Genomic DNA, 20,000 nt, shown 5'->3' with positions numbered 1-20,000 from the left:
CGTTAAATTAAGTCGCTGGCCCATAATACAAAAGGTACGACGTCACCCAGAACGTATCTTGGGCTCCGTCTGTTTGTAGGTGTCCGGTTTCAGGTCTATTTCACTCCCCTCGTCGGGGTGCTTTTCACCTTTCCCTCACGGTACTGGTTCACTATCGGTCGCTGAGGAGTACTTAGGCTTGGAGGGTGGTCCCCCCGTGTTCAGACAGGATTACACGTGTCCCGCCTTACTCAAGGATACATCATCGCATTACCCGTACGGGGCTATCACCCTCTAAGGCCCTGCTTTCCTGACAGGTTCCGGTTGTCTTTGATGTATCACTGGCCTGGTCCGCGTTCGCTCGCCACTACTAACGGAGTCTCGATTGATGTCCTTTCCTCCAGGTACTTAGATGTTTCAGTTCCCTGGGTTCGCTTAAAACCTCCTATTTTATTCAGAGATTTCATACCTTCACTTGATAACTGGAAATCCAAAACCTCACGGCTTGGTCTCAAACATTGCTGTTCAAACCCCAAGATACGAGATCTTGGAGTTCCAGCTATCGAAGGTGGGTTTCCCCATTCGGAAATCCGTGGATCAAAGCTTCTTCGCAGCTCCCCACGGCTTATCGCAGCGTAGCACGTCCTTCATCGCCTCTCAGCGCCAAGGCATCCACCGAACACCCTTAAGGCACTTGATTGCTCTCATTATCAATGTCCACACACTCGGCAGAATGTTGTCCGTACAACTGCCTTGAGATCGAAACCTCAAAACGCGCACCCTCGATGAATGCTATGTACGGCCGGACAATGATTAGAAAGACCAGCTTGCTTCGTAAGATCGAACCGATAGCGAGGCGGTCAAGCTTCGCTACAAAGATCATTTACAACTCCCTCACCTTGCGATGAGCGAGCGCCGAAATGATCTGGAGATTAGGAATGAGATTCCACAAAATTGCTTTTGCAGATCCCAAACTCGGATCGATCTCCTCTTTACGATGTCAGATATCACGCACGCCGCTGTCCATCCGGGCAGCGCGTGCGAATTGATGTTTCGCGGACGATTTGAAAGGCGCTTTGTTAGCAGGCCACTTTGTCGATCTTCAATTCCATCTGGTGGAGCCAGACGGGATCGAACCGACGACCTCATGCTTGCAAAGCACGCGCTCTCCCAGCTGAGCTATGGCCCCGTACCAGAAGACGAATGCTTACGTCGGTCATGAGACGTGATGCGCTCGATCAAAGTGGTGGGCCTGGGAAGACTTGAACTTCCGACCTCACGCTTATCAAGCGCGCGCTCTAACCAACTGAGCTACAAGCCCCTAACACGAGAGGCCGCAATGGCGCGCAGCCGGCTCACGCCAGCTGCATCGCACAAGCGCTAAGCCCCTGGCGCGTGTTCGTCCGCGAAGAAAGAGAAACGTAGACGGCGAAATCCCGCCAATGCAGCTCAACAATCCTGACGATCGTTGGCCACTGATGTTTCTAAAACGGTTCGATAGAAGCAAGCTCCTGAAGAACCATCCTTAGAAAGGAGGTGATCCAGCCGCAGGTTCCCCTACGGCTACCTTGTTACGACTTCACCCCAGTCGCTGACCCTACCGTGGCCGGCTGCCCCCTTTCGGTTAGCGCACCGTCTTCAGGTAAAACCAACTCCCATGGTGTGACGGGCGGTGTGTACAAGGCCCGGGAACGTATTCACCGTGGCGTGCTGATCCACGATTACTAGCGATTCCAACTTCATGGGCTCGAGTTGCAGAGCCCAATCCGAACTGAGACGGCTTTTTGAGATTTGCGAAGGGTCGCCCCTTAGCATCCCATTGTCACCGCCATTGTAGCACGTGTGTAGCCCAGCCCGTAAGGGCCATGAGGACTTGACGTCATCCCCACCTTCCTCGCGGCTTATCACCGGCAGTCTCCTTAGAGTGCTCAACTAAATGGTAGCAACTAAGGACGGGGGTTGCGCTCGTTGCGGGACTTAACCCAACATCTCACGACACGAGCTGACGACAGCCATGCAGCACCTGTCTCCGGTCCAGCCGAACTGAAGAACTCCATCTCTGGAGTCCGCGACCGGGATGTCAAGGGCTGGTAAGGTTCTGCGCGTTGCGTCGAATTAAACCACATGCTCCACCGCTTGTGCGGGCCCCCGTCAATTCCTTTGAGTTTTAATCTTGCGACCGTACTCCCCAGGCGGAATGCTTAAAGCGTTAGCTGCGCCACTAGTGAGTAAACCCACTAACGGCTGGCATTCATCGTTTACGGCGTGGACTACCAGGGTATCTAATCCTGTTTGCTCCCCACGCTTTCGTGCCTCAGCGTCAGTATCGGGCCAGTGAGCCGCCTTCGCCACTGGTGTTCTTGCGAATATCTACGAATTTCACCTCTACACTCGCAGTTCCACTCACCTCTCCCGAACTCAAGATCTTCAGTATCAAAGGCAGTTCTGGAGTTGAGCTCCAGGATTTCACCCCTGACTTAAAGACCCGCCTACGCACCCTTTACGCCCAGTGATTCCGAGCAACGCTAGCCCCCTTCGTATTACCGCGGCTGCTGGCACGAAGTTAGCCGGGGCTTATTCTTGCGGTACCGTCATTATCTTCCCGCACAAAAGAGCTTTACAACCCTAGGGCCTTCATCACTCACGCGGCATGGCTGGATCAGGCTTGCGCCCATTGTCCAATATTCCCCACTGCTGCCTCCCGTAGGAGTTTGGGCCGTGTCTCAGTCCCAATGTGGCTGATCATCCTCTCAGACCAGCTACTGATCGTCGCCTTGGTGAGCCATTACCTCACCAACTAGCTAATCAGACGCGGGCCGATCTTTCGGCGATAAATCTTTCCCCGTAAGGGCTTATCCGGTATTAGCACAAGTTTCCCTGTGTTGTTCCGAACCAAAAGGTACGTTCCCACGCGTTACTCACCCGTCTGCCGCTGACGTATTGCTACGCCCGCTCGACTTGCATGTGTTAAGCCTGCCGCCAGCGTTCGCTCTGAGCCAGGATCAAACTCTCAAGTTGGACTTGAAACTTTAAACCGGCTGATCACAACGTTTGACGAGGTCCCACCATATTTATCGCCTGCGATTCACATCGCGGACGACGATGGTGTAACCTATGTAAACGTGTACCGCCGAAGTCTTTCGTCCAGCCCCGAAACATGAAAACCGAAGCTTTCAAGTATTCGAGACTACGCAAGGACTCCGCCGTCCACGTTTCTCTTTCTTCATCTTCACTTGTCAAACAGCCCGGGATCGCTGGGACCCCACCCTTCCACTTCTGGAAGGTTCCCGTGCACCTCATTCGACGACAAATAACAACCGACTGTTATCGGCTGTTGAGTCACTCATCGTAATGAGGAGCTTACGGGGCGCGAAAAGATGCGTTGGCCTCGGGGGCCAATGCATCGCCGCGCTCAGTGGCCGGGTTATAGGCCCGCCCGATCGGGGTTGTCAACGCCCATCGTCAAGAAATTGTCGCATCGCTCGCAAGTTTTTTGGGACGCCAAGAAGTCCCTATGTTTCGGGCCTTTGGCCGCACTTGAGCCACATTCCTGCGACGTTCTGACTATAAGGTATGCATTGAATCGCCGGTGCCAGTGGGGGCTGCCGACGTTCAACTACCCGGGAACAGGTGGTCTCGATGAACCCGTCGCCTTTTCCCACGCGGCCAGGAAACTTCGAGAGATCTGCTCACCATTGACGTTCGAGATTGTGGCCGGTCTTCTTTCTGGCCTCTGATTCCCGAATTTCCATGCGTGCGGCAACGCCATGCTCCGGGATCGCTCCCTCAAAAGGGCGGAAACTTGGTTCTGGATCGGGCGAGGGTCTTGTCGGATGTCGATGGAATTTGGGGGGACACAGGGTTGAGCCAGAAGGCGCCACGCGGGAGCGGCTATGGACGCGAGACCGGGATCATCGATCTCGGTCACGAGCCGCCACTTTCCGTCGATGGCTCCGAGGCCGCGGTGATCGATCGCCGCCGTGTCTCCGTACAATGGTTTAGCGGCACTATCCTGACCGGTCTGTGCGGCGCGGCCCTCATCGGCGGCGCCGTTTTTGCGTCGCTCGACGGCGAAATGACCTTTGCCAAGGTGCCGGAGCGCGTCGAAGGCGCATTGCGCGGGGCGTTCGGCGCCAACGATCGCACCGCCACCCTGCACAAGAGCGACCGCCTGCCGCCTCCAGGCGAATCCACCGCCTCGCGCAACGTGGTGCGGGTATCGACCGTCACCCGCGTCGGCAACCGCGACGTGATGCGGGTCCGGCCGTTCGTCCGCATCTCCGGCAATCTGTCGATGACGACGAGCGATCTCAGCTCAAAAATCCCGCCGTTCAACGCCCAGCGCATGCTGACCGATGTCGGCACCACGACGCAGGCCGCGTCCGAGGATCCGAACAATCCCGAGGCCGTCGAACCCGACGCCGAGGTCTCCTTCGTTACCAAGGATCTCGCGACGGTGCTGCCGAAGGCGAAACTCGCCGCCGTGGTCGCGCTCGACGAAGTCCTGATGCGGGTACGCGATGCCGCGAACTGGCGCGGCTCGGGCGGCGTCCGCTACACGTCGCTTGCCAACGCCGCGGCCGACGCCAGCGGCGGCGATCTCAAGCTCGCTTATGCCACCGAAGGCAACGTTTCCGATCCTTATGCCGGCTTTGAAACCCGTGTGGTGCCGGAAAACGTCACGTTGCTGCCGAAGACCAAGGACCAGATCACCGGCGGCAACCCGTCCGGCGAACGCGTTCACGTCGTGAAGAAGGGCGACAGCATCGCCTCGATCCTGCGCGACCAGGGCGCGACACCCGACGAAGCCAGGGCGGTTGCATTGACCCTTGGCCCCCGCGGCCGCGACGGCGGCCTGAAGGAAGGCCAGAAGGTCCGCATCCTGATGGCGCCCTCGGGGCTCGGCCCCGCCGCCCGTCTGCAGCCCTATCGCGTGATCGTCGCCAACGACACTACCGTCGAAGCCGTGGCCGCACTGTCGGATGTCGGAAGATACGTCGCCGTCGACGTGCAGAGCATGAATACCGTCGCCGAGGCCGCTACCGGCAAGGATGACGATGATGATGATGAAGATGACGGCAGCGGCGTCCGGCTCTACCAGAGCATCTACGAGACCGCGATGCGCAACAAGGTGCCGGCCGCGGTGATCGAGGACATGGTCCGCATCTATTCCTACGACGTCGACTTCCAGCGCAAGGTGCAGCCGGGCGACTCCTTCGACGTATTCTTCGCCGGCGATGACGAAGCCACGCCCAGCACGGAAAAGACCGAAGTGCTGTTTGCCTCGCTCACCGTCGGCGGCGAGACCAAGAAATATTATCGCTTCGTGACCTCCGACGATTCCGTCGTCGACTATTATGACGAGACGGGCAAGAGCGCGAAGAAGTTCCTGGTGCGCAAACCCGTCAACAACGCCATCATGCGTTCGGGCTTCGGCGGACGCCGCCACCCGATCCTGGGCTATACCAAGATGCACACCGGCGTGGACTGGGCGACCCCCTACGGCACGCCGATTTTCGCCTCCGGCAACGGCGTGGTCGAGAAGGTCGGCTGGGAAGGCGGCTACGGCAAATATGTCCGCCTGAAACACAACAACGGCTACGAGACCGCCTACGGCCACATGTCTGCCTTTGCCAAGGGCATGGAGCCCGGCAAGCGCGTGCGCCAGGGCCAGGTGATCGGCTTCGTTGGATCGACCGGCATGTCGACCGGCGCCCATGTCCACTACGAAATCCTGGTCAATGGCCGCTTCGTCGATCCGATGCGTGTCAAGCTGCCGCGCGGCCGCTCGCTCGAAGGCGCGATGATGGCGAGCTTCGAAAAAGAGCGTGACCGCCTCGATGTCCAGATGAACAACCGCGGCAGTGCGGCCCGTGTCTCCGAAGCCGCCGGCGCCACGCCGCAGGCGCGCCAAGTAAGCCGCTGAATCGGCCGCTGAACCTTCGATAATATCTTGGAGATCGGACACGGCTTCTCACGCCGCGTGTCGGATTTATGGCTGCGGCACAGCGCTTTTTGCGACAGTTTCGTTTGCCAAACGGCCAGCCGCGACAAATACTGCCTCCCATAAAAACACTGGGAGGACGTTATGACGAGCAGGCTTGCACTCTGGGCGACTGTTGCGACGATCGTTGTTGGCACCAGTGTCGGCGCGTCGGGGCAGACGCATGAAGTCACCAAGCTGGTTCCGGGCTCGGCATTTCATGGCGTGCACGGGCTCGGGATCGACAAGTCCGGCCGCCTGTTCGCCGGCAGCGTCGCGGGCGCCGCGCTTTACGAGGTCGATCGCAATAGCGGCACGGCGAAGATTGCGGTCCCCTCCCCGGAAGGCATGTCCGACGATATTGCGTTTGCGCCCGACGGCACCATGGCGTGGACGGCTTTCCTCACCGGCGATCTCTATTCGCGCAAGGGCGACGGCCCGGTGAAGAAACTCGCCTCCGGCCTGCCCGGTATCAATTCGCTCGCCTTCCGCAAGGACGGACGGCTGTACGCGACCCAGGTGTTCCTCGGCGACGCACTCTATGAGATCGACGTCGAAGGCGTAAAACCGCCGCGCAAGATCATGGAGAAGATGGGCGGCCTCAACGGCTTCGAATTCGGACCCGACGACATGCTGTACGGCCCGCTGTGGTTCAAGGGCCAGGTCGCCAGGGTCGACGTCGACAAGGCCGAACTCTCCGTGGTCGCCGACGGCTTCAAGATTCCGGCCGCGGTCAATTTCGATTCCAAGGGCAATCTCTTTGTGGTCGACACCGCGCTTGGCCAATTGGTGCGGGTCGATCCGAAGACCGGCGCCAAGAAAATGGTCGCGCAGCTCAAGCCCTCGCTCGACAATCTCGCGATCGACGACAAGGACCGCATTTTCGTCTCCAATATGGCCGACAACGGCATCCAGGAGGTCGATCCGGAAACCGGCGCTGCCAAGCAGGTAATCATTGGCAAGCTGGCGCTGCCTGGCGGCATCGGCGTCGTCTCCGACGGGGGCAAAGACACGATCTACATCGCCGACGTGTTCGCCTACCGCACCGTGGACGGCTCGACTGGCGAGGTCTCCGAATCGGCCCGCATGCATGCCGATGGCGCGACGCTGGAATATCCGATGAGCGCCACCGCCAAGGGTGACGACGTGCTGCTGTCGAGCTGGTTCACTGGCACGGTGCAACTGATCGACCGCAAGACCGGCAAGACCAGGGAGATGCTGCACGACTTCAAGGCGCCGCATGACGCGGTCAAGCTTGGCGACGGCAGCATTCTCGTCAACGAGCTCGGCAGCAAATCACTGGTCCGCGCCAGCGGCGAACACGGCAAAGACCGCACCGTGGTGCTCGGCGGCCTCGAAGGCCCGGTCGGGCTCGCCGCCGGATCGGGCGGCACGGTCTATCTGACCGAAGCCTTTGCCGGCCAGGTGTCGAAGGTGGAAGCCAACGGCGAGAAAACCGTGATCACCAAGGATCTCAAGGGGCCTGAAGGCATCGCGCTGGCGCCCGACGGCAAGCTGATCGTGGCCGAGGTCGGCGCCAAGCGGATTATCCAGATCGATCCGGCGAATGGCACCATCACCGAAATCGCCGCCAACCTGCCGATCGGATTGCCGGCCGCACCCGGCGGACTGCCGAGCAACATCCCGACCGGTGTCGGCGTCGGCGCGACGGGCGTGATCTACTTCTCGTCGGATCTGGAGAATGCGATTTACAAGGTCACGAAAAAATAGACGCCGACACCAGCGGCTCCCGGAACTCCGGCCACGGTCTCCGGTTGAGGTCCGGGACAAAGCCGCCTGCTGCGGCGGGAGGCTTATGGCCGAGTGATGGAGGTCATCATGCAGATTACGCGTGAGGACGTTACCAGGGCCGTCAGCGGGGCTGACGATGTGACCATCGCCCAGATCATTGGAACCGGCGCGACGGTGGACGAACTCGCGGAGGCCCAAGCCTGGTTGGCCAACGATGAGCCGATGCTGAATGCCGGCAGACCGCTGGCAACCGGCCGCGTTCGCGAACTCGTCGACATCCTCTCGGAGCTTGACCCAAGTGAGGAGGAGGATGACAGGGGGAGCAGCCCGGTCGTAGAGCTGATCTGACAACCGCGTTGGATGCCCCCCGTCCGACGGGATGCATCCACGCGCTCATGCCAGCCTCAGTTCAGCTTACGCTTCGGCACCGGCGCCTCGAAGGCCGCGATCTCGGCGGTCTGTGGCGCCTTGCCGTTGAAGGTCAGCACGTTGCCTTCGCTCGATATCACGACGCGGTCGCCGTCGGCGATTTCGCCGGCGAGGATCATCTCGGCCAGCGGGTCCTGCAGGTTGCGCTGGATCACCCGCTTCAGGGGCCTCGCGCCGTAGGCGGGATCCCAGCCCTTGGCGGCCAGCCAGTCGCGCGCCGCGGCATCGAGCGTCAGCGTGATCTTGCGATCCTCCAGCAGCTTCTGCAGCCGAGCGAACTGGATCTCGACGATCCGGCCCATCTCGCTCTTCTGCAGGCGATGGAACAGGATGATCTCGTCGACGCGGTTGAGGAATTCAGGCCGGAAATGCGCCCGCACCATGCCCATCACCTGCTCGCGCACCGCTGACGTATCCTCGCCCTCCGGCTGGTTGACCAGGAATTCCGAACCGAGGTTCGAAGTCATGATGATCAGCGTGTTGCGGAAGTCGACGGTGCGGCCCTGCCCGTCGGTCAGGCGGCCGTCGTCGAGCACCTGCAGCAGCACGTTGAAGACATCAGGATGCGCCTTCTCGATCTCGTCGAACAGCACCACCTGATAGGGCCGCCGCCGCACCGCTTCGGTGAGTGCCCCGCCCTCGTCATAACCGACATAGCCGGGAGGCGCGCCGATCAGCCGCGACACCGAGTGCTTTTCCATGAACTCGGACATGTCCAGGCGGACCATCGCGGTCTCGTCGTTGAACAGATATTCCGCCAGCGCCTTCGTCAGCTCGGTCTTGCCGACGCCGGTGGGGCCCAGGAACATGAACGAGCCCATCGGGCGGTTCGGATCCTGCAGGCCGGCACGCGAACGGCGCACGGCGGTCGCCACCGCGCGCACGGCTTCGGCCTGGCCGACCACGCGCCTGCCAAGCGAGTTCTCCATTTTCAGGAGCTTGTCCTTTTCGCCTTCCAGCATCTTGTCGACGGGAACGCCAGTCCAGCGCGACACCACCTGCGCGATGTGGTTGGCGGTCACCGCCTCTTCCATCATCTCGCCGGGGTTTTCGTTGGCCTCGATGGATTCGAGCTTCTTCTCCAGTTCCGGAATCTTGCCATAGGCGAGCTCGCCCGCGCGCTGGAATTCACCGCGGCGTTGCGCGTTCGCCAGCTCGATGCGCAAGGCGTCGAGCTCGCTTTTCAGCTTCTGCGCGTCGGAGAGCTTGTTCTTCTCTGCGCTCCAGCGCGACGTCAGCGCTGCCGATTTGTCCTCGAGATCGGCCAGCTCCTTTTCCAGGGCCTGCAGGCGGCTCTTGGAGCCGATGTCGGTTTCCTTCTTCAGCGCTTCCTGCTCGATCTTCAGCCGGATGATTTCCCGATCCATCAGATCGAGCTCTTCGGGCTTGGAATCGACCTGCATCTTCAGCCGCGCCGCGGCCTCGTCCATCAGGTCGATCGCCTTGTCGGGCAGGAAACGGTCGGTGATGTAGCGGTTCGACAGCGTGGTCGCGGCGACCAGCGCGGAATCGGTGATGCGAACACCGTGGTGCTGCTCATACTTGTCCTTCAGCCCGCGCAGGATCGAGATGGTGTCCTCGACCGTCGGCTCGGAGACGAACACCGGCTGGAACCGGCGCGCCAGCGCAGCGTCCTTTTCGACATGCTTGCGGTATTCGTCGAGCGTGGTGGCGCCGATGCAATGCAGTTCGCCGCGCGCCAATGCGGGCTTCAACAGGTTGGACGCATCCATCGCTCCGTCCGCCTTGCCGGCGCCGACCAGCGTATGCATCTCGTCGATGAACAGGATGATCGAGCCTTCGGCCGTGGTGACTTCCTGCAGCACGGCCTTCAGCCGCTCCTCGAACTCGCCGCGGTATTTGGCGCCAGCAATCAGCGCGCCCATATCGAGCGAGAGCAGTTTCTTGTCCTTCAGGCTTTCCGGCACGTCGCCATTGAGGATGCGCAGCGCCAGGCCCTCGACGATGGCGGTCTTGCCGACGCCGGGCTCGCCGATCAGAACGGGATTGTTCTTGGTGCGGCGGGAAAGCACCTGGATGGTGCGGCGGATTTCCTCGTCGCGGCCGATCACGGGGTCGAGCTTGCCGTCGCGCGCGGCCTGCGTCAGGTCGCGGGAATATTTTTTCAGCGCGTCATAGGCGTTTTCGGCCGTCGCGCTGTCGGCGGTGCGGCCCTTGCGCAGCGATTCGATCGCCGTGTTGAGGTTTTGGGGCGTGACGCCGCCCTTGCTGAGAATGCTGCCGGCCTCGCTGCCCTTCTCGAGCGTCAGACCCAGCAGCAGCCGCTCGACCGTGACAAAGCCGTCGCCGGCCTTCTCGGCGGCCTTTTCCGCCGCATCGAATGCGCGCGCCATATCGGGCGCTAGATAGATCTGCCCGGCGCCGCTTCCCGAGACTTTCGGCAGCTTCTTCAGCGCGTCCTCGGTTGCCTTGAGGATGGCGCGGGAGTTCCCGCCGGCGCGGTCGATCAGACCGCCGGCCAGCCCCTCGCTGTCATCAAGCAGTACTTTGAGCATATGCAGCGACGAGAACTGCTGATGTCCGTCGCGCATGGCGAGCGATTGCGCAGACTGGATGAAGCCGCGCGCGCGCTCGGTGTATTTTTCAATATTCATATTTTACTTCCCTCGGCATGCCGCCCCCACCCCTGAGGCATGATTGCGGCATCTTCATTGGGTATCCGCGGGACCGCGTTGACATTCCTCAACCGGCCGCGGGTCGTCACCCTGTTTTCAGGCTTGACGCAAATGTGGGCATCGCGGCGAGAAACGGAAGAGGCCCGGCCGCAAATTCGGAACGGTAGCGCGGACGGCGGGAATCCCTTAATAAGCCGCATGCCTGCTACAGCCCCGCCTGCCCGGATCACCGGAATCTATCGCTACCCCGTCAAGGGCCTGACCCCCGAGCCGCTTGCCCGCGCCGAGCTTAGCCCCGGTCAGACGCTTTTGGCCGACCGCCGCTACGCGATCGAAAACGGCCCCTCCGGCTTCGACCCGGCCGAGCCGAAATGGCTGCCCAAACTGCACTTCCTGATGCTGATGCGGGACGAATGGCTGGTTGGCCTGCGCACCCATTTCGACGATTCGAGCAACGTCCTCTCGATTAACCACAACGGCCGGATCGTGGCCCAGGGCAATCTCGCAACGCAAGAGGGCCGGGCGGCGATCGAGAATTTTTTCGCCTCGACTTTTCCCGACCTGATCAAGGGCCCGCCGAAAGTGCTCGAAAGCCCGGGCCACAGCTTTTCGGACGTCGCCCGCAAGGTTGTTTCGATCATCAATCTCGCCAGCGTCCATGCCATCGAGGACATGGTGGGCGCGCCGGTGCATCCCCTTCGCTTCCGCGCCAACCTCTATGTCGAGGGCTGGCCGGCCTGGCACGAATTCGACCTCGTCGACCACACGCTGGCGATCGGCGATGTCAGGCTCAAGGTGGTGAAACGCATCGTCCGCTGCGCCGCCGTGAATGTTGATCCCGATACGGCCGCGCGCGATCTCGCGATTCCGACGGCGCTGCAGCGCCGGCTCGGCCACGCCGACTGCGGGATCTATGCCGAGGTGATCGAGGGCGGCACGATCAGCGCCGGCGATACGATCGCAGCGGAGCAGTTGGAGCTGCTTTAGTTCGACTCTCGGGCCTACCCACGTCATTGCGAGCGAAGCGAAGCAATGCGGCGAGATGGATTGCTTCGCTTCGCTCGCAATGACGCGGACAGAGTGACAGCACTTCTGGTGTCGTCGCCCGGCTTGACCGGGCGATCCAGTACGCTGCGGCCTATCGGTTCTATCATTTGCGTCTCTGGAATACTGGGTCGCCCGGTCAAGCCGGGCGATGACAGTTGAATGTGGGTCGGCGTTCTCGCGGCGCGCTGCGCCCGAGGCTTGCTGAAATTCCTTTCCCTCCCAACGAGAGGGAGCAGGGAATGCCGGGTGCTTGCTGCACCCGCGGTCTCGTGTGCAATGTGCACGAGGAAGTGCGCACACGAGCATACAGGTACAGCCGGAGCACTCCGGCATTCCCTGCGCAATGGTTTGACGGCTTATGCCGTGCTCTCCCTGGAGACGAATTCGTCTTGCCTCCATCGCCGCCGGCTTGATGGCGCTTCGATCCGGTTGGATCGAATTCGCCACCGACAGCTTTGGCACCAGCAACGGATGTCGGGACCACACGGTTTTGCCGTACGCTGCAACGTCGGTCGTCTTGCGCGTTGTGCTCGCTCACGGATAACCGCCCTGCAAACACGCTTCGCGCCTGACGCTGCCCGCGTCCACCGCATCCCGTCTCGCGTTCGTGACGACGCGCGATCCGCCCCTCTTGTCGAGACGGGACGCGCGGAAATTGCCGCTGATTTGGGTGGAATGGAAAGCGGAATATTTTTGCGCGAGAAACTGGACGGCCCAAATCACTTTGAAATAGCTCATCAAATCGCCGTTCTCGCGCAGCCGGTTTTGGGCCGTTTGTTCGCATGAGCGAAGCAGGACGCGGGCAGATTTGTCTCGATCGGCAAATCATTGGCAGGGGGTCTTGAGGGACGGCCAGCGGAAGCAGGAACGTGGTTGCGCATTGAGTGGAGATGACCCACCGGGCATATGCGCGGCGGGATTTTCGAGGCATGATGCACCAAGACAGACAGTGCGGGAGCCGCGACGAGCGGCATCCCAGACCAGATGTGGAGGACATGCCATGGCGTCGCACGCGATCGGCGAGCCGGCCTCCAAAACGCGCTCGGCGTCGGACCCAATCGAAGCCACGCCGCTGGTGCGTACATTCCACCAGATCCTCCTCTGGCCGCTTCAACTAATGCCGCTGAGGGAAGGTTCGCAGATCCATCATCATTGGGAGCTCCTCGAGAAAGACGCAGGCCGGGTCTGGAAGGAGGTGGATGATGAATTCTGCGCCGATCCCGATTCCTTCCGCGAACGGCATTATCGCGAGTTCGTGACATTCCTGCCCTATGTGCAGCGTCTTCTCTACGGCGAAGGCGCCAAGCGCCGCTCAATGGCCGCTTACGGCGAATCCCCAATCAAGGTTTATCGCCGGACGGACGTGGCGACGGTGCGGATCCTGTTCCCGGAGCGGAACGCGCCGGTCGTCTTCGACATCAGGCATGTCGATCTTTACTTTTTCTATGACGTCGACCTTGTCATTCTTGCTGTCGAAGTTTCCGGCTCCGACGTGCCGCTCGACGTGGTGCAGGACTCTTTGCATCGGTTTGGCCGCGCCTATCCTGCGGGCTGGACCGCAGAGGGAGACGGCATCAACTGCCCCCGCAAGGTGGAATGGCTGGCAGCAGACGGGCGCGTACTCGCGGTGTCGGACTACGAGGACAGAAAGCTGTATCTGGCATCGGTGTGTCGCGAGCGGGCGCCGCCGCTCGCCGCGCACTGGCAATATCTGCTCAACCCGATGACGGCCCATTACAGCGATCAGGCGGGAGCGCTGCGGTTCCGCCAGCTCGAATATTATCGCATGCCGTTGATGGCCTATCTCGCCGTCGAACATCCGGAACGACTGACGCGCGGAGACTTCGCCCGACTTGCCTACGCGACGGCGCCTGGCGACCGGCATGCCCTGCCCTTCTCCGAGGAATATCTGGCGCGCTTCGAAGAAAACCATTGCTACGACAGATACTATGACGAGGCCCGATCCGGCAGCGGACTGAGCACACGCGTGATGTGTTGCGATCACACGTTCCTCTTCGTCGGCGACGCTGCCAGGTCCGTATTCACAGATGCGGAGCGCGGTCTTCTCGGCCAATTCCGTCATCAGTTCTTTTTGCTGGCGCTCATCGCTCACATGCACAAGGGCGCCTTGCTTATGATGTCCGATCGTCTGGTGCAGGCTGTGACGCGTCTCAACATCAACCAGCAGGAAACCGTGCGACGATTCCGCGTCGAGATCAGGAGCCTGCTTGAAATATTCCTTCGCTTCACGCACCGCTACTGGTTTCACGACGTATCGGATCATGCGCAGACGCGCGACGTGTTCCATGGGCTGGCCAAACAGCTCGGCACGGACCGCCTCTACGTCGAGATTCGGGAAGAACTGAAGGATATGGGTGCCTATCTCGACAGCGATCTGCTGCGTCGCCAGGCGAATACCTTCCTCAGGCTCACCGTCGTGACGATGATTGGCCTGATCGGCACCACCACCACTGGCTTCCTCGGCATGAGCAGCCTGATCGCCGCAACCGATCATCATTTCGGAATGAAGGCGTTTTATGTTGTCGTGACGGCAACCTTTTTCGCATTTCTCACGCTCTATACGTTGGCGAAGTCGCAACGAATTGCGGGCTTCCTCGATGCGCTGACCAATGAACGATTGCCGCTGCGAACGAAGCTCGACGCGCTGCTCGATATCTGGCGCAGGAAGCGGTGACCTTTACCAAGGTGCGCCGCACCCCCACGCGTGCGGCTCGGTATTGTAGCCCGCATGAGTGCATGCGATATGCGGGGCCCACTCTCAAACATGGTCCCGGGGTCGCTGCGCTCGCCCGGGCTACGCTTGCTTCGTCACTCGCTATCGAGTCCGCCCTACGGGTCTCGCACCGGGGACCGAATAAAGCCGGTTTAGATTTGATTCATCGTAATTGTTAGAAGTCGATTCAAATTTTTCGTTCATGGTTGCCGCGCTGCGCAAAATTTTCATGCGGCTTTGGCCAGGCACGTTTGATCGGAAATCATTGGCATGGCGATCCCAGGTGGAGCGCTTCGTTTTCAGGATTCTCGCGAAGAAGCAGGCGAGCGGCCGCGTGCCGCCGGCCTGAAATCGCTCGCTCCAAAACTTCTGACCGTCTGCGTCATTTTTTGCTCGATGTCATTTGCCGGCTGCGCGCGCAATCCAGCACAACGCGAAGTCAGTCCGTCCCTACACGAAGGCAAAGCGCCTCCCCTCCGGGCTCCCGTACGCACCCGTCGACACTCCGAACCATATCGATATGCCGAACCAAAAATCCGGCGACCGGACCTGGCGTTGCTCACGCCGCAGCCCGCCCCCGATTGCGAGTTCAAACGATCCGACCTCAAGACCGTCGATCCGGATGAATGGGCGCGCTTGAAGGTCGAGTACGAACGCCAGTGCTATCAGGATGCGGAGAAAGCCGCGCGCGAGCGCCTCGTCCTGCTGCAGACGTCCAGCACATGCGAAATCGAGCCGGTTCGGCAACGAAGACCGGTTCGATAGCAATCCGCGCAGCCGCGCGACGGGGCCGAGCATCGTCGCCGTCTACCGCGTCAGCGGAGCCCACGGCCCGCGCCGTCCATTTTCACAATCTAAGCAAGAGCGGGTGATCTGCGTCCACCCTGGCTGGCATTTCCCGATGCCTGCGGTGTGCAGCCGTTCACCGTTTGGTCTTGGTTTTGCCATTCCAACCCGTCACGCTTTTCGCAGCGGGGTTTTCCGCTGGTTACGCTTTGATTGAGGCGTCGACCCATATCGCTAAATTTATCGAGTAGATCAGTATTTCAGTGAGCAGTAATGGCAACTCTTTACGATTTGCTGGAGGCGCTTCCGGACGACGACGCGGACGGCCTTAGGGCTGCATTCCGTAAGGCCGCGAAGGCTTGTCATCCCGACGTCAATCCCGGCGACCCCGAAGCTGCAGAGAGATTCAGGCGGATTGTCCGCGCCAACGCCATATTGAGCGACGAGCAGCAGCGAGCGGCCTATGACCGGCTGCTCGTAGTCGCACGCCGGCAGCAAAGTCGAGAGCCAAAGCGCAGCAAATTCTCCGGCATGATCCGCAGGCTGGCCGCTGACGCGATCGCGAGTGCTGCCGTCTCCGCAGTGCTCGTCGGGGGCTATCTTCTGTTCAGGCCTGTCGACGGGCTGCGCGTCGCTTCGGCACAGGTGACCGAGGTGTCCAGGCGCGAACCCGCGCAGGCGCTCACCGCGACCGAAATATCCGACGCAAGCGGCCGAACCGGGCAACACGACCAGCTTGCAGTCGCCGGAGCCGACATGAAGGTCGACGTCAATCGACGGGATGCCGAAGCGCCGACCAAACCGGACGGCATTGCACCTGCTGCGACGACAGGCATGGCTCCTGCAAGCGCCCATGCTTCCCCGGCTCGCGAGGTTGTAATCAAGGACGCCCAATATTATCGAGAACGGGGCATTTCGGCGTATCGCAGCGGAGATCTTTATATTGCGCTCGCCAATTTCGACCTGGCTATAGAGAAGGATCCCAGCTCATCAGATTCCTACATCAATCGCGGCATCGTCTTCCGTCGCCTGGGCGACCTGAAGCGCGCATTGTCCGACGTCGCCGAGGCCAAGCGCATCGATGATTTGAATCCAAGCAAGTCCACTGCGGGAGCACGCGCGCCCTGACGCTGGAGGCAGCGGCGTAGGAGGCAGCGGCGTAGGGTGGGCAAAGCGTAGCGTGCCCACCACCACGACCCCAGTGTGAATGGTGGGCACGCTACGCTTTGCCCACCCTACGAATCCCGCTCCTCGCCGTCGGCAGGGTCTCGTCGGCTGCGCGTCCCGGGGCATTTGAGTTGACAACGTGCCGTCGCTCGCCAACATTGTCACCGGGTCGATACACCCGCCGCCTGCGCCCTACGGGGATGGTGAACGTATCAATCTATCTCCGCGCCCTCGCCATTGGCGAACGGGTCGGCAAGGCAGGCACCGATCTCCTCCGTTCGTCGATAGAGAGGTGCTCTCATGCGCGATTTCCGCGATGCGAAAGTCATGGCGCATTCCCTGCGCGATGCCTTGAAGACCAAGGCTATGGAGATCACCCATAGCGAATCTCTGGAGCTGATCGCGAAGACGTTCGGCTACGAGAACTGGAACATCCTGTCCGCCAAGATCGATACGGCACAACCACGCCCCGGCTCGGCCGCCGGGCACCCGGCTCCAACGCCACAAGCTGTCCTCTATTGTTCCTTTTGCGGCAAATCCCAGCATGAAGTGAAATCGCTGGTTGCCGGCCCGCATGTGTTCATCTGCAACGAATGCATCGACGTGTGCAGCGACATCATCGACGAGCAACTGCTCCGGCTCATCGAGGGCGACGAGGCGAGCGCCCGGGCCATGTCCACCGAACGGCTGTCACATTACGTCGAACACGCGAGGAAGGGAGAGCAACGCCACCGTCTCGCCTTGCAGGGAATCGAACGCATGCTTGCGCTTCGACGCAACGGAGAGCCGGTAAATGATGATGTGTTGACATCGTCCGGCATGATCCATTTGAAGAACAAGACCACTGACGAACTTCTGGCCATGCAAAAATATCCGCAAGATCAACTGAAGCGGTACGAACAGGCTCTGCGCACGGCAACGCCCGTGCTCGCTGAACGGAAGCCATGATCCAGGAGTCATTACCAAGTCCGGACTGCCGCGCTCTCCCAGCGCATGAGTCTGGACTTGGTCCCGGCTGACCTGAGCGGGCAGCCTGACGATGTCTGCTGGGCTGAACGGGCGGTCCGTTTCGGAGACCCGACTGCCGCCTTTCACCCTGATCGGACATGCCACTGTCTTCTGCCGAAGTCAGCTAAGTGACGCCCAAAGAAGTCAATTGCTGTTACCGCTATTGGCATGCCTTTGATCACAGCGGCGCTGACGGATCGAGCGGGGACATGAAGCTCAGGCTCCGGAAGCCGTCGTCCACAATGGCCGCCAACTCCGTTCTCGCATCAATCGCAGCACGGCCTCCCGGAGGGCCCGGCTTGAGCCCAAGACGGAGACGAGCCCCAGCGCCATCAGCAGCACGCCAAGCCAGGTTGCCGTCCAGCCCCGCCCGTCATCGGCCGCCTCGGCGATGGGAAAGGCGACCGGCGCGGCCGGAGGCACGGAGGCGGCAACCGCGTCGCTGGCGGCCGGTGCGGCCCCCAGAAGCGCCTCCACGTCGACCTGGCGCGGGTGGGCGGGCGCGAGGTTTTCGATGGGTGTCGGCAGCAGGAAGGCCGCGGCCCCCGTAGCGGAAGCGGCATCAGCCACCTTGAGCTCGGGCGCAGGCCGCATCGGCTTGGACGTTTCCGCCGGTGCGGAGCGCAACAGCTCCGCACGCGCATCCACGACCGCCTTTCGCTTGCGTTGCGCGGCCTCGTTCTCCTCGGGAGCGGCGACACGAGGCTTCGCGGCGCGATAACGAACCTGCTTCTTCACCGCGCTCTCCTCAGCGGCCTGGAACCAGCATTTGCGGTGGCCGTCAAAACGATAGACCCAGCGCTGACCTTCCGCCGTCGACTTGCCGGGCCGCGACAGGCACTCCTCTTCCGCGGGAGCGGGCGGAGTGGCTTGCCGGGGAGCGACATTGAAGAAGTCGGCAAAAGGATTCGAAGACGCAGGTGAAATCGGGAGACCTGCGAGAAGGACAAAAGCGGCGATGCAAAATCGCAAATGACCGGACATGGAATACCCCGGTGTTGCGCGCCCCAGCAGAACGACCTTTCGCCGCGACCTGGGTCACAATGCGGCTCAAATCAGGCAGCGCGGTGGATTCATTCTGGCCTGGAAGCGAGATTCGGGCCCGACGAGCCGGATCGTTGCTCCCAGCGAGGAGGCCGACGTGCGCATCCGCGAGTTGCAGCCAGAGCCGGCTGTGTCAGTGAGGTCGCCTTGTGGCAGCGGACCTGCCAAAGCGGCCTGGCGATGTCAGACCATTGAGGCACAGCAGACTTCGCAACTGAACACTGCCGAAGTCCGCCAGTACCCCCAAAGCGGACCTCCGGCAAATCGTTCACTCCTTAGCGCAGAAGAACGTGGTCGGGGTTCAATCCAAATGGAGTGCATATAGCTGTCCTGGCTAACGACTTCGCCTACGTGCAATTCCAGAAGCCCGTTTTGGTCTATGCTTTGGATCGAAAAGATCCGACCTACACAAGCTTCAAACAATGCCTGCGTGCCCATTCCTGACGGAAGCAATTCCGGCACTGCAACGACCCCAAGTCGATCCCCGATCTTCATGCCGCCTCGACCATTCACTGAACACCGCACTTGCTGCCGTGCGGTCGTGTTTTAGAACGGACAACTTAACGGCGATCTGAACCAGATTACGAAAATTTGTTCAATTCGCGAAATGTCTGAGTTTGGCATTTTTCAGACGTGAACGAGCGGCCTGACGATGTCCGTTATCGAGGGCAGCACGAACATCACCCAGCTAGATCGCGATGCCCCAGTTCGACCCAAAGCAGACAACACAAGTGTTCTTGCCATATAGTTCAGCATTCAGACGAGCGGGATGTCTGTTCGGAGGATTGAGGTCATGCGCAAAACACCTGGAATATTGCTCCTGGCTATCGCTGCTGTTCTTTTCAGCCCGCAGGTGCGGGCGCAACAGGTTGCGGTCGAAACGCCGCAGACCATGCTGTCGGCTCAAATTCGCACACAAGGCTTCACCTGCGACAAGGCGCTAGGCGCCACCAGGGACAGGAAGCGCTCCCGGCCGGATCGCGCCGTCTGGGTCCTCAAATGCAGCAACGCCACATATCGGGTCACACGCGCGCCCGACATGGCGGCGAAGGTCAAACCGCTGCCGTGAACGAATGATTTCAGATTCCAAGTGCGAAAAGCCCAGTACAAGCCACAATCAAACTCAGCACGATAACCGCAAGGAAACTGGAAGAAGCAAAATCTTCGCGCATGACGACACCTGTGCCTCAATCAGGCAAATCTCTGGTGAATCAAATGGCCGCCGGACATTTGCCATCACGCCATTAAACCATCACTTCGTTTCAGGACGTCTTCGTCGGACTGAGAAAACGACTTCATCGCGGCGGCCCGACTGTTACGTCCCAAACGCCCCACGAAGCATATTCACAGAACGGAGAGCCCGGCGGGCGCCGGGGCATGCTTCACACGCGGCTGCCGCGCCAGGGATTAGCGGCGTAGGGTGGGCAAAGCGCAG

At 60.7% G+C, this 20,000-nt stretch carries 11 protein-coding genes, 2 tRNA genes, 2 rRNA genes and 2 pseudogenes (1 of these 17 running past the window's edge); 9 read left to right on the top strand and 8 right to left on the bottom strand.

Features of this window, described 5'->3' with window-relative positions; all coding sequences use genetic code 11:
- From KIP88_RS23685 to KIP88_RS23670, 4 genes are all read right to left on the bottom strand, one after another.
- Positions 1-679, bottom strand: a 23S ribosomal RNA gene (locus KIP88_RS23685) (it extends 2,167 nt beyond the left edge of the window).
- 413 nt (positions 680-1,092) lie between these two features.
- Positions 1,093-1,168: transfer RNA gene (locus KIP88_RS23680), tRNA-Ala, on the bottom strand.
- A gap of 55 nt (positions 1,169-1,223) precedes the next feature.
- Positions 1,224-1,300 (bottom strand) — tRNA-Ile (locus KIP88_RS23675).
- Positions 1,301-1,508: 208 nt separating this feature from the next.
- A 16S ribosomal RNA gene (locus tag KIP88_RS23670) occupies positions 1,509-2,997 on the bottom strand.
- The 16S and 23S rRNA genes sit together here with 2 tRNA genes alongside, the layout of an rRNA operon.
- Positions 2,998-3,841: 844 nt before the next feature.
- Here KIP88_RS23670 and KIP88_RS23665 point away from each other — a divergent pair.
- The 3 genes from KIP88_RS23665 to KIP88_RS23655 all read left to right on the top strand — a co-directional run bounded on the left by KIP88_RS23665 (position 3,842) and on the right by KIP88_RS23655 (position 8,062).
- Positions 3,842-5,905 carry a M23 family metallopeptidase gene (locus KIP88_RS23665; RefSeq protein WP_214490409.1) on the top strand — a complete coding sequence of 688 codons (2,064 nt, stop codon included), beginning with the start codon at positions 3,842-3,844 and terminating at the stop codon, positions 5,903-5,905.
- A 162-nt stretch (positions 5,906-6,067) separates the two neighbouring features.
- Positions 6,068-7,693, top strand: a complete 1,626-nt coding sequence (locus KIP88_RS23660) for an SMP-30/gluconolactonase/LRE family protein (protein WP_214490408.1) — start codon at positions 6,068-6,070, stop codon at positions 7,691-7,693.
- 108 nt (positions 7,694-7,801) lie between these two features.
- Positions 7,802-8,062, top strand: coding sequence for a hypothetical protein (locus tag KIP88_RS23655; protein WP_249790973.1), 261 nt, complete (start codon positions 7,802-7,804; stop codon positions 8,060-8,062).
- A 56-nt stretch (positions 8,063-8,118) separates the two neighbouring features.
- Here KIP88_RS23655 and clpB read toward each other — a convergent pair whose 3' ends face one another.
- Complete coding sequence (gene clpB, locus KIP88_RS23650; RefSeq protein ID WP_214490407.1) at positions 8,119-10,758, bottom strand: ATP-dependent chaperone ClpB; 2,640 nt, start codon at positions 10,756-10,758, stop codon at positions 8,119-8,121.
- 219 nt (positions 10,759-10,977) lie between these two features.
- Between clpB and KIP88_RS23645 the strand changes: the two genes are divergently transcribed.
- Positions 10,978-11,766 (top strand): MOSC domain-containing protein, encoded by a 789-nt coding sequence (locus tag KIP88_RS23645; protein WP_214490406.1) that lies wholly within the window; start codon positions 10,978-10,980, stop codon positions 11,764-11,766.
- 594 nt (positions 11,767-12,360) lie between these two features.
- Here the strand turns inward: KIP88_RS23645 and KIP88_RS23640 are convergent.
- Positions 12,361-12,567, bottom strand: a complete 207-nt coding sequence (locus KIP88_RS23640; RefSeq protein ID WP_214490405.1) for a hypothetical protein — start codon at positions 12,565-12,567, stop codon at positions 12,361-12,363.
- A 259-nt stretch (positions 12,568-12,826) separates the two neighbouring features.
- Between KIP88_RS23640 and KIP88_RS23635 the strand changes: the two genes are divergently transcribed.
- Entirely contained in the window at positions 12,827-14,521 is a 1,695-nt protein-coding gene (locus KIP88_RS23635; protein WP_214490404.1) for a hypothetical protein, read from the top strand.
- A 489-nt stretch (positions 14,522-15,010) separates the two neighbouring features.
- On the opposite strand, the gene KIP88_RS23630 is transcribed toward KIP88_RS23635, so the two are convergent.
- Positions 15,011-15,358 carry a hypothetical protein gene (locus tag KIP88_RS23630; protein ID WP_214490403.1) on the bottom strand — a complete coding sequence of 116 codons (348 nt, stop codon included), beginning with the start codon at positions 15,356-15,358 and terminating at the stop codon, positions 15,011-15,013.
- Between the two features lie 261 nt (positions 15,359-15,619).
- Here KIP88_RS23630 and KIP88_RS23625 point away from each other — a divergent pair, with 261 nt between their 5' ends.
- From KIP88_RS23625 to KIP88_RS48250, 3 genes and pseudogenes are all read left to right on the top strand, one after another.
- Positions 15,620-16,474 carry a DnaJ domain-containing protein gene (locus KIP88_RS23625; RefSeq protein WP_214490402.1) on the top strand — a complete coding sequence of 285 codons (855 nt, stop codon included), beginning with the start codon at positions 15,620-15,622 and terminating at the stop codon, positions 16,472-16,474.
- 339 nt (positions 16,475-16,813) lie between these two features.
- Positions 16,814-16,969, top strand: a pseudogene (locus KIP88_RS48255) (glyoxalase superfamily protein); the annotation flags it as partial.
- Positions 16,961-17,141: pseudogene (locus KIP88_RS48250) on the top strand (ClpX C4-type zinc finger protein); the annotation flags it as partial. The pseudogenes KIP88_RS48255 and KIP88_RS48250, both read left to right, overlap by 9 nt.
- Before the next feature lie 596 nt (positions 17,142-17,737).
- On the opposite strand, the gene KIP88_RS23615 reads toward KIP88_RS48250, so the two are convergent.
- On the bottom strand, positions 17,738-18,505 hold the full coding sequence (locus tag KIP88_RS23615; protein ID WP_214490401.1) for a hypothetical protein: 768 nt from the start codon (positions 18,503-18,505) through the stop codon (positions 17,738-17,740).
- Positions 18,506-19,358: 853 nt separating this feature from the next.
- On the opposite strand from KIP88_RS23615, the gene KIP88_RS23610 reads away from it, so the two are divergent.
- Positions 19,359-19,634 carry a hypothetical protein gene (locus KIP88_RS23610; RefSeq protein ID WP_214490400.1) on the top strand — a complete coding sequence of 92 codons (276 nt, stop codon included), beginning with the start codon at positions 19,359-19,361 and terminating at the stop codon, positions 19,632-19,634.
- Positions 19,635-20,000: the final 366 nt, after the last annotated feature.

Source organism: Bradyrhizobium sp. SRL28 (assembly GCF_018596315.1).
In the GTDB taxonomy this organism is placed as follows: domain Bacteria; phylum Pseudomonadota; class Alphaproteobacteria; order Rhizobiales; family Xanthobacteraceae; genus Bradyrhizobium.
Note: the sequence above shows the minus strand (reverse complement) of the source record. Positions and strands in the feature narration are given on the sequence as shown.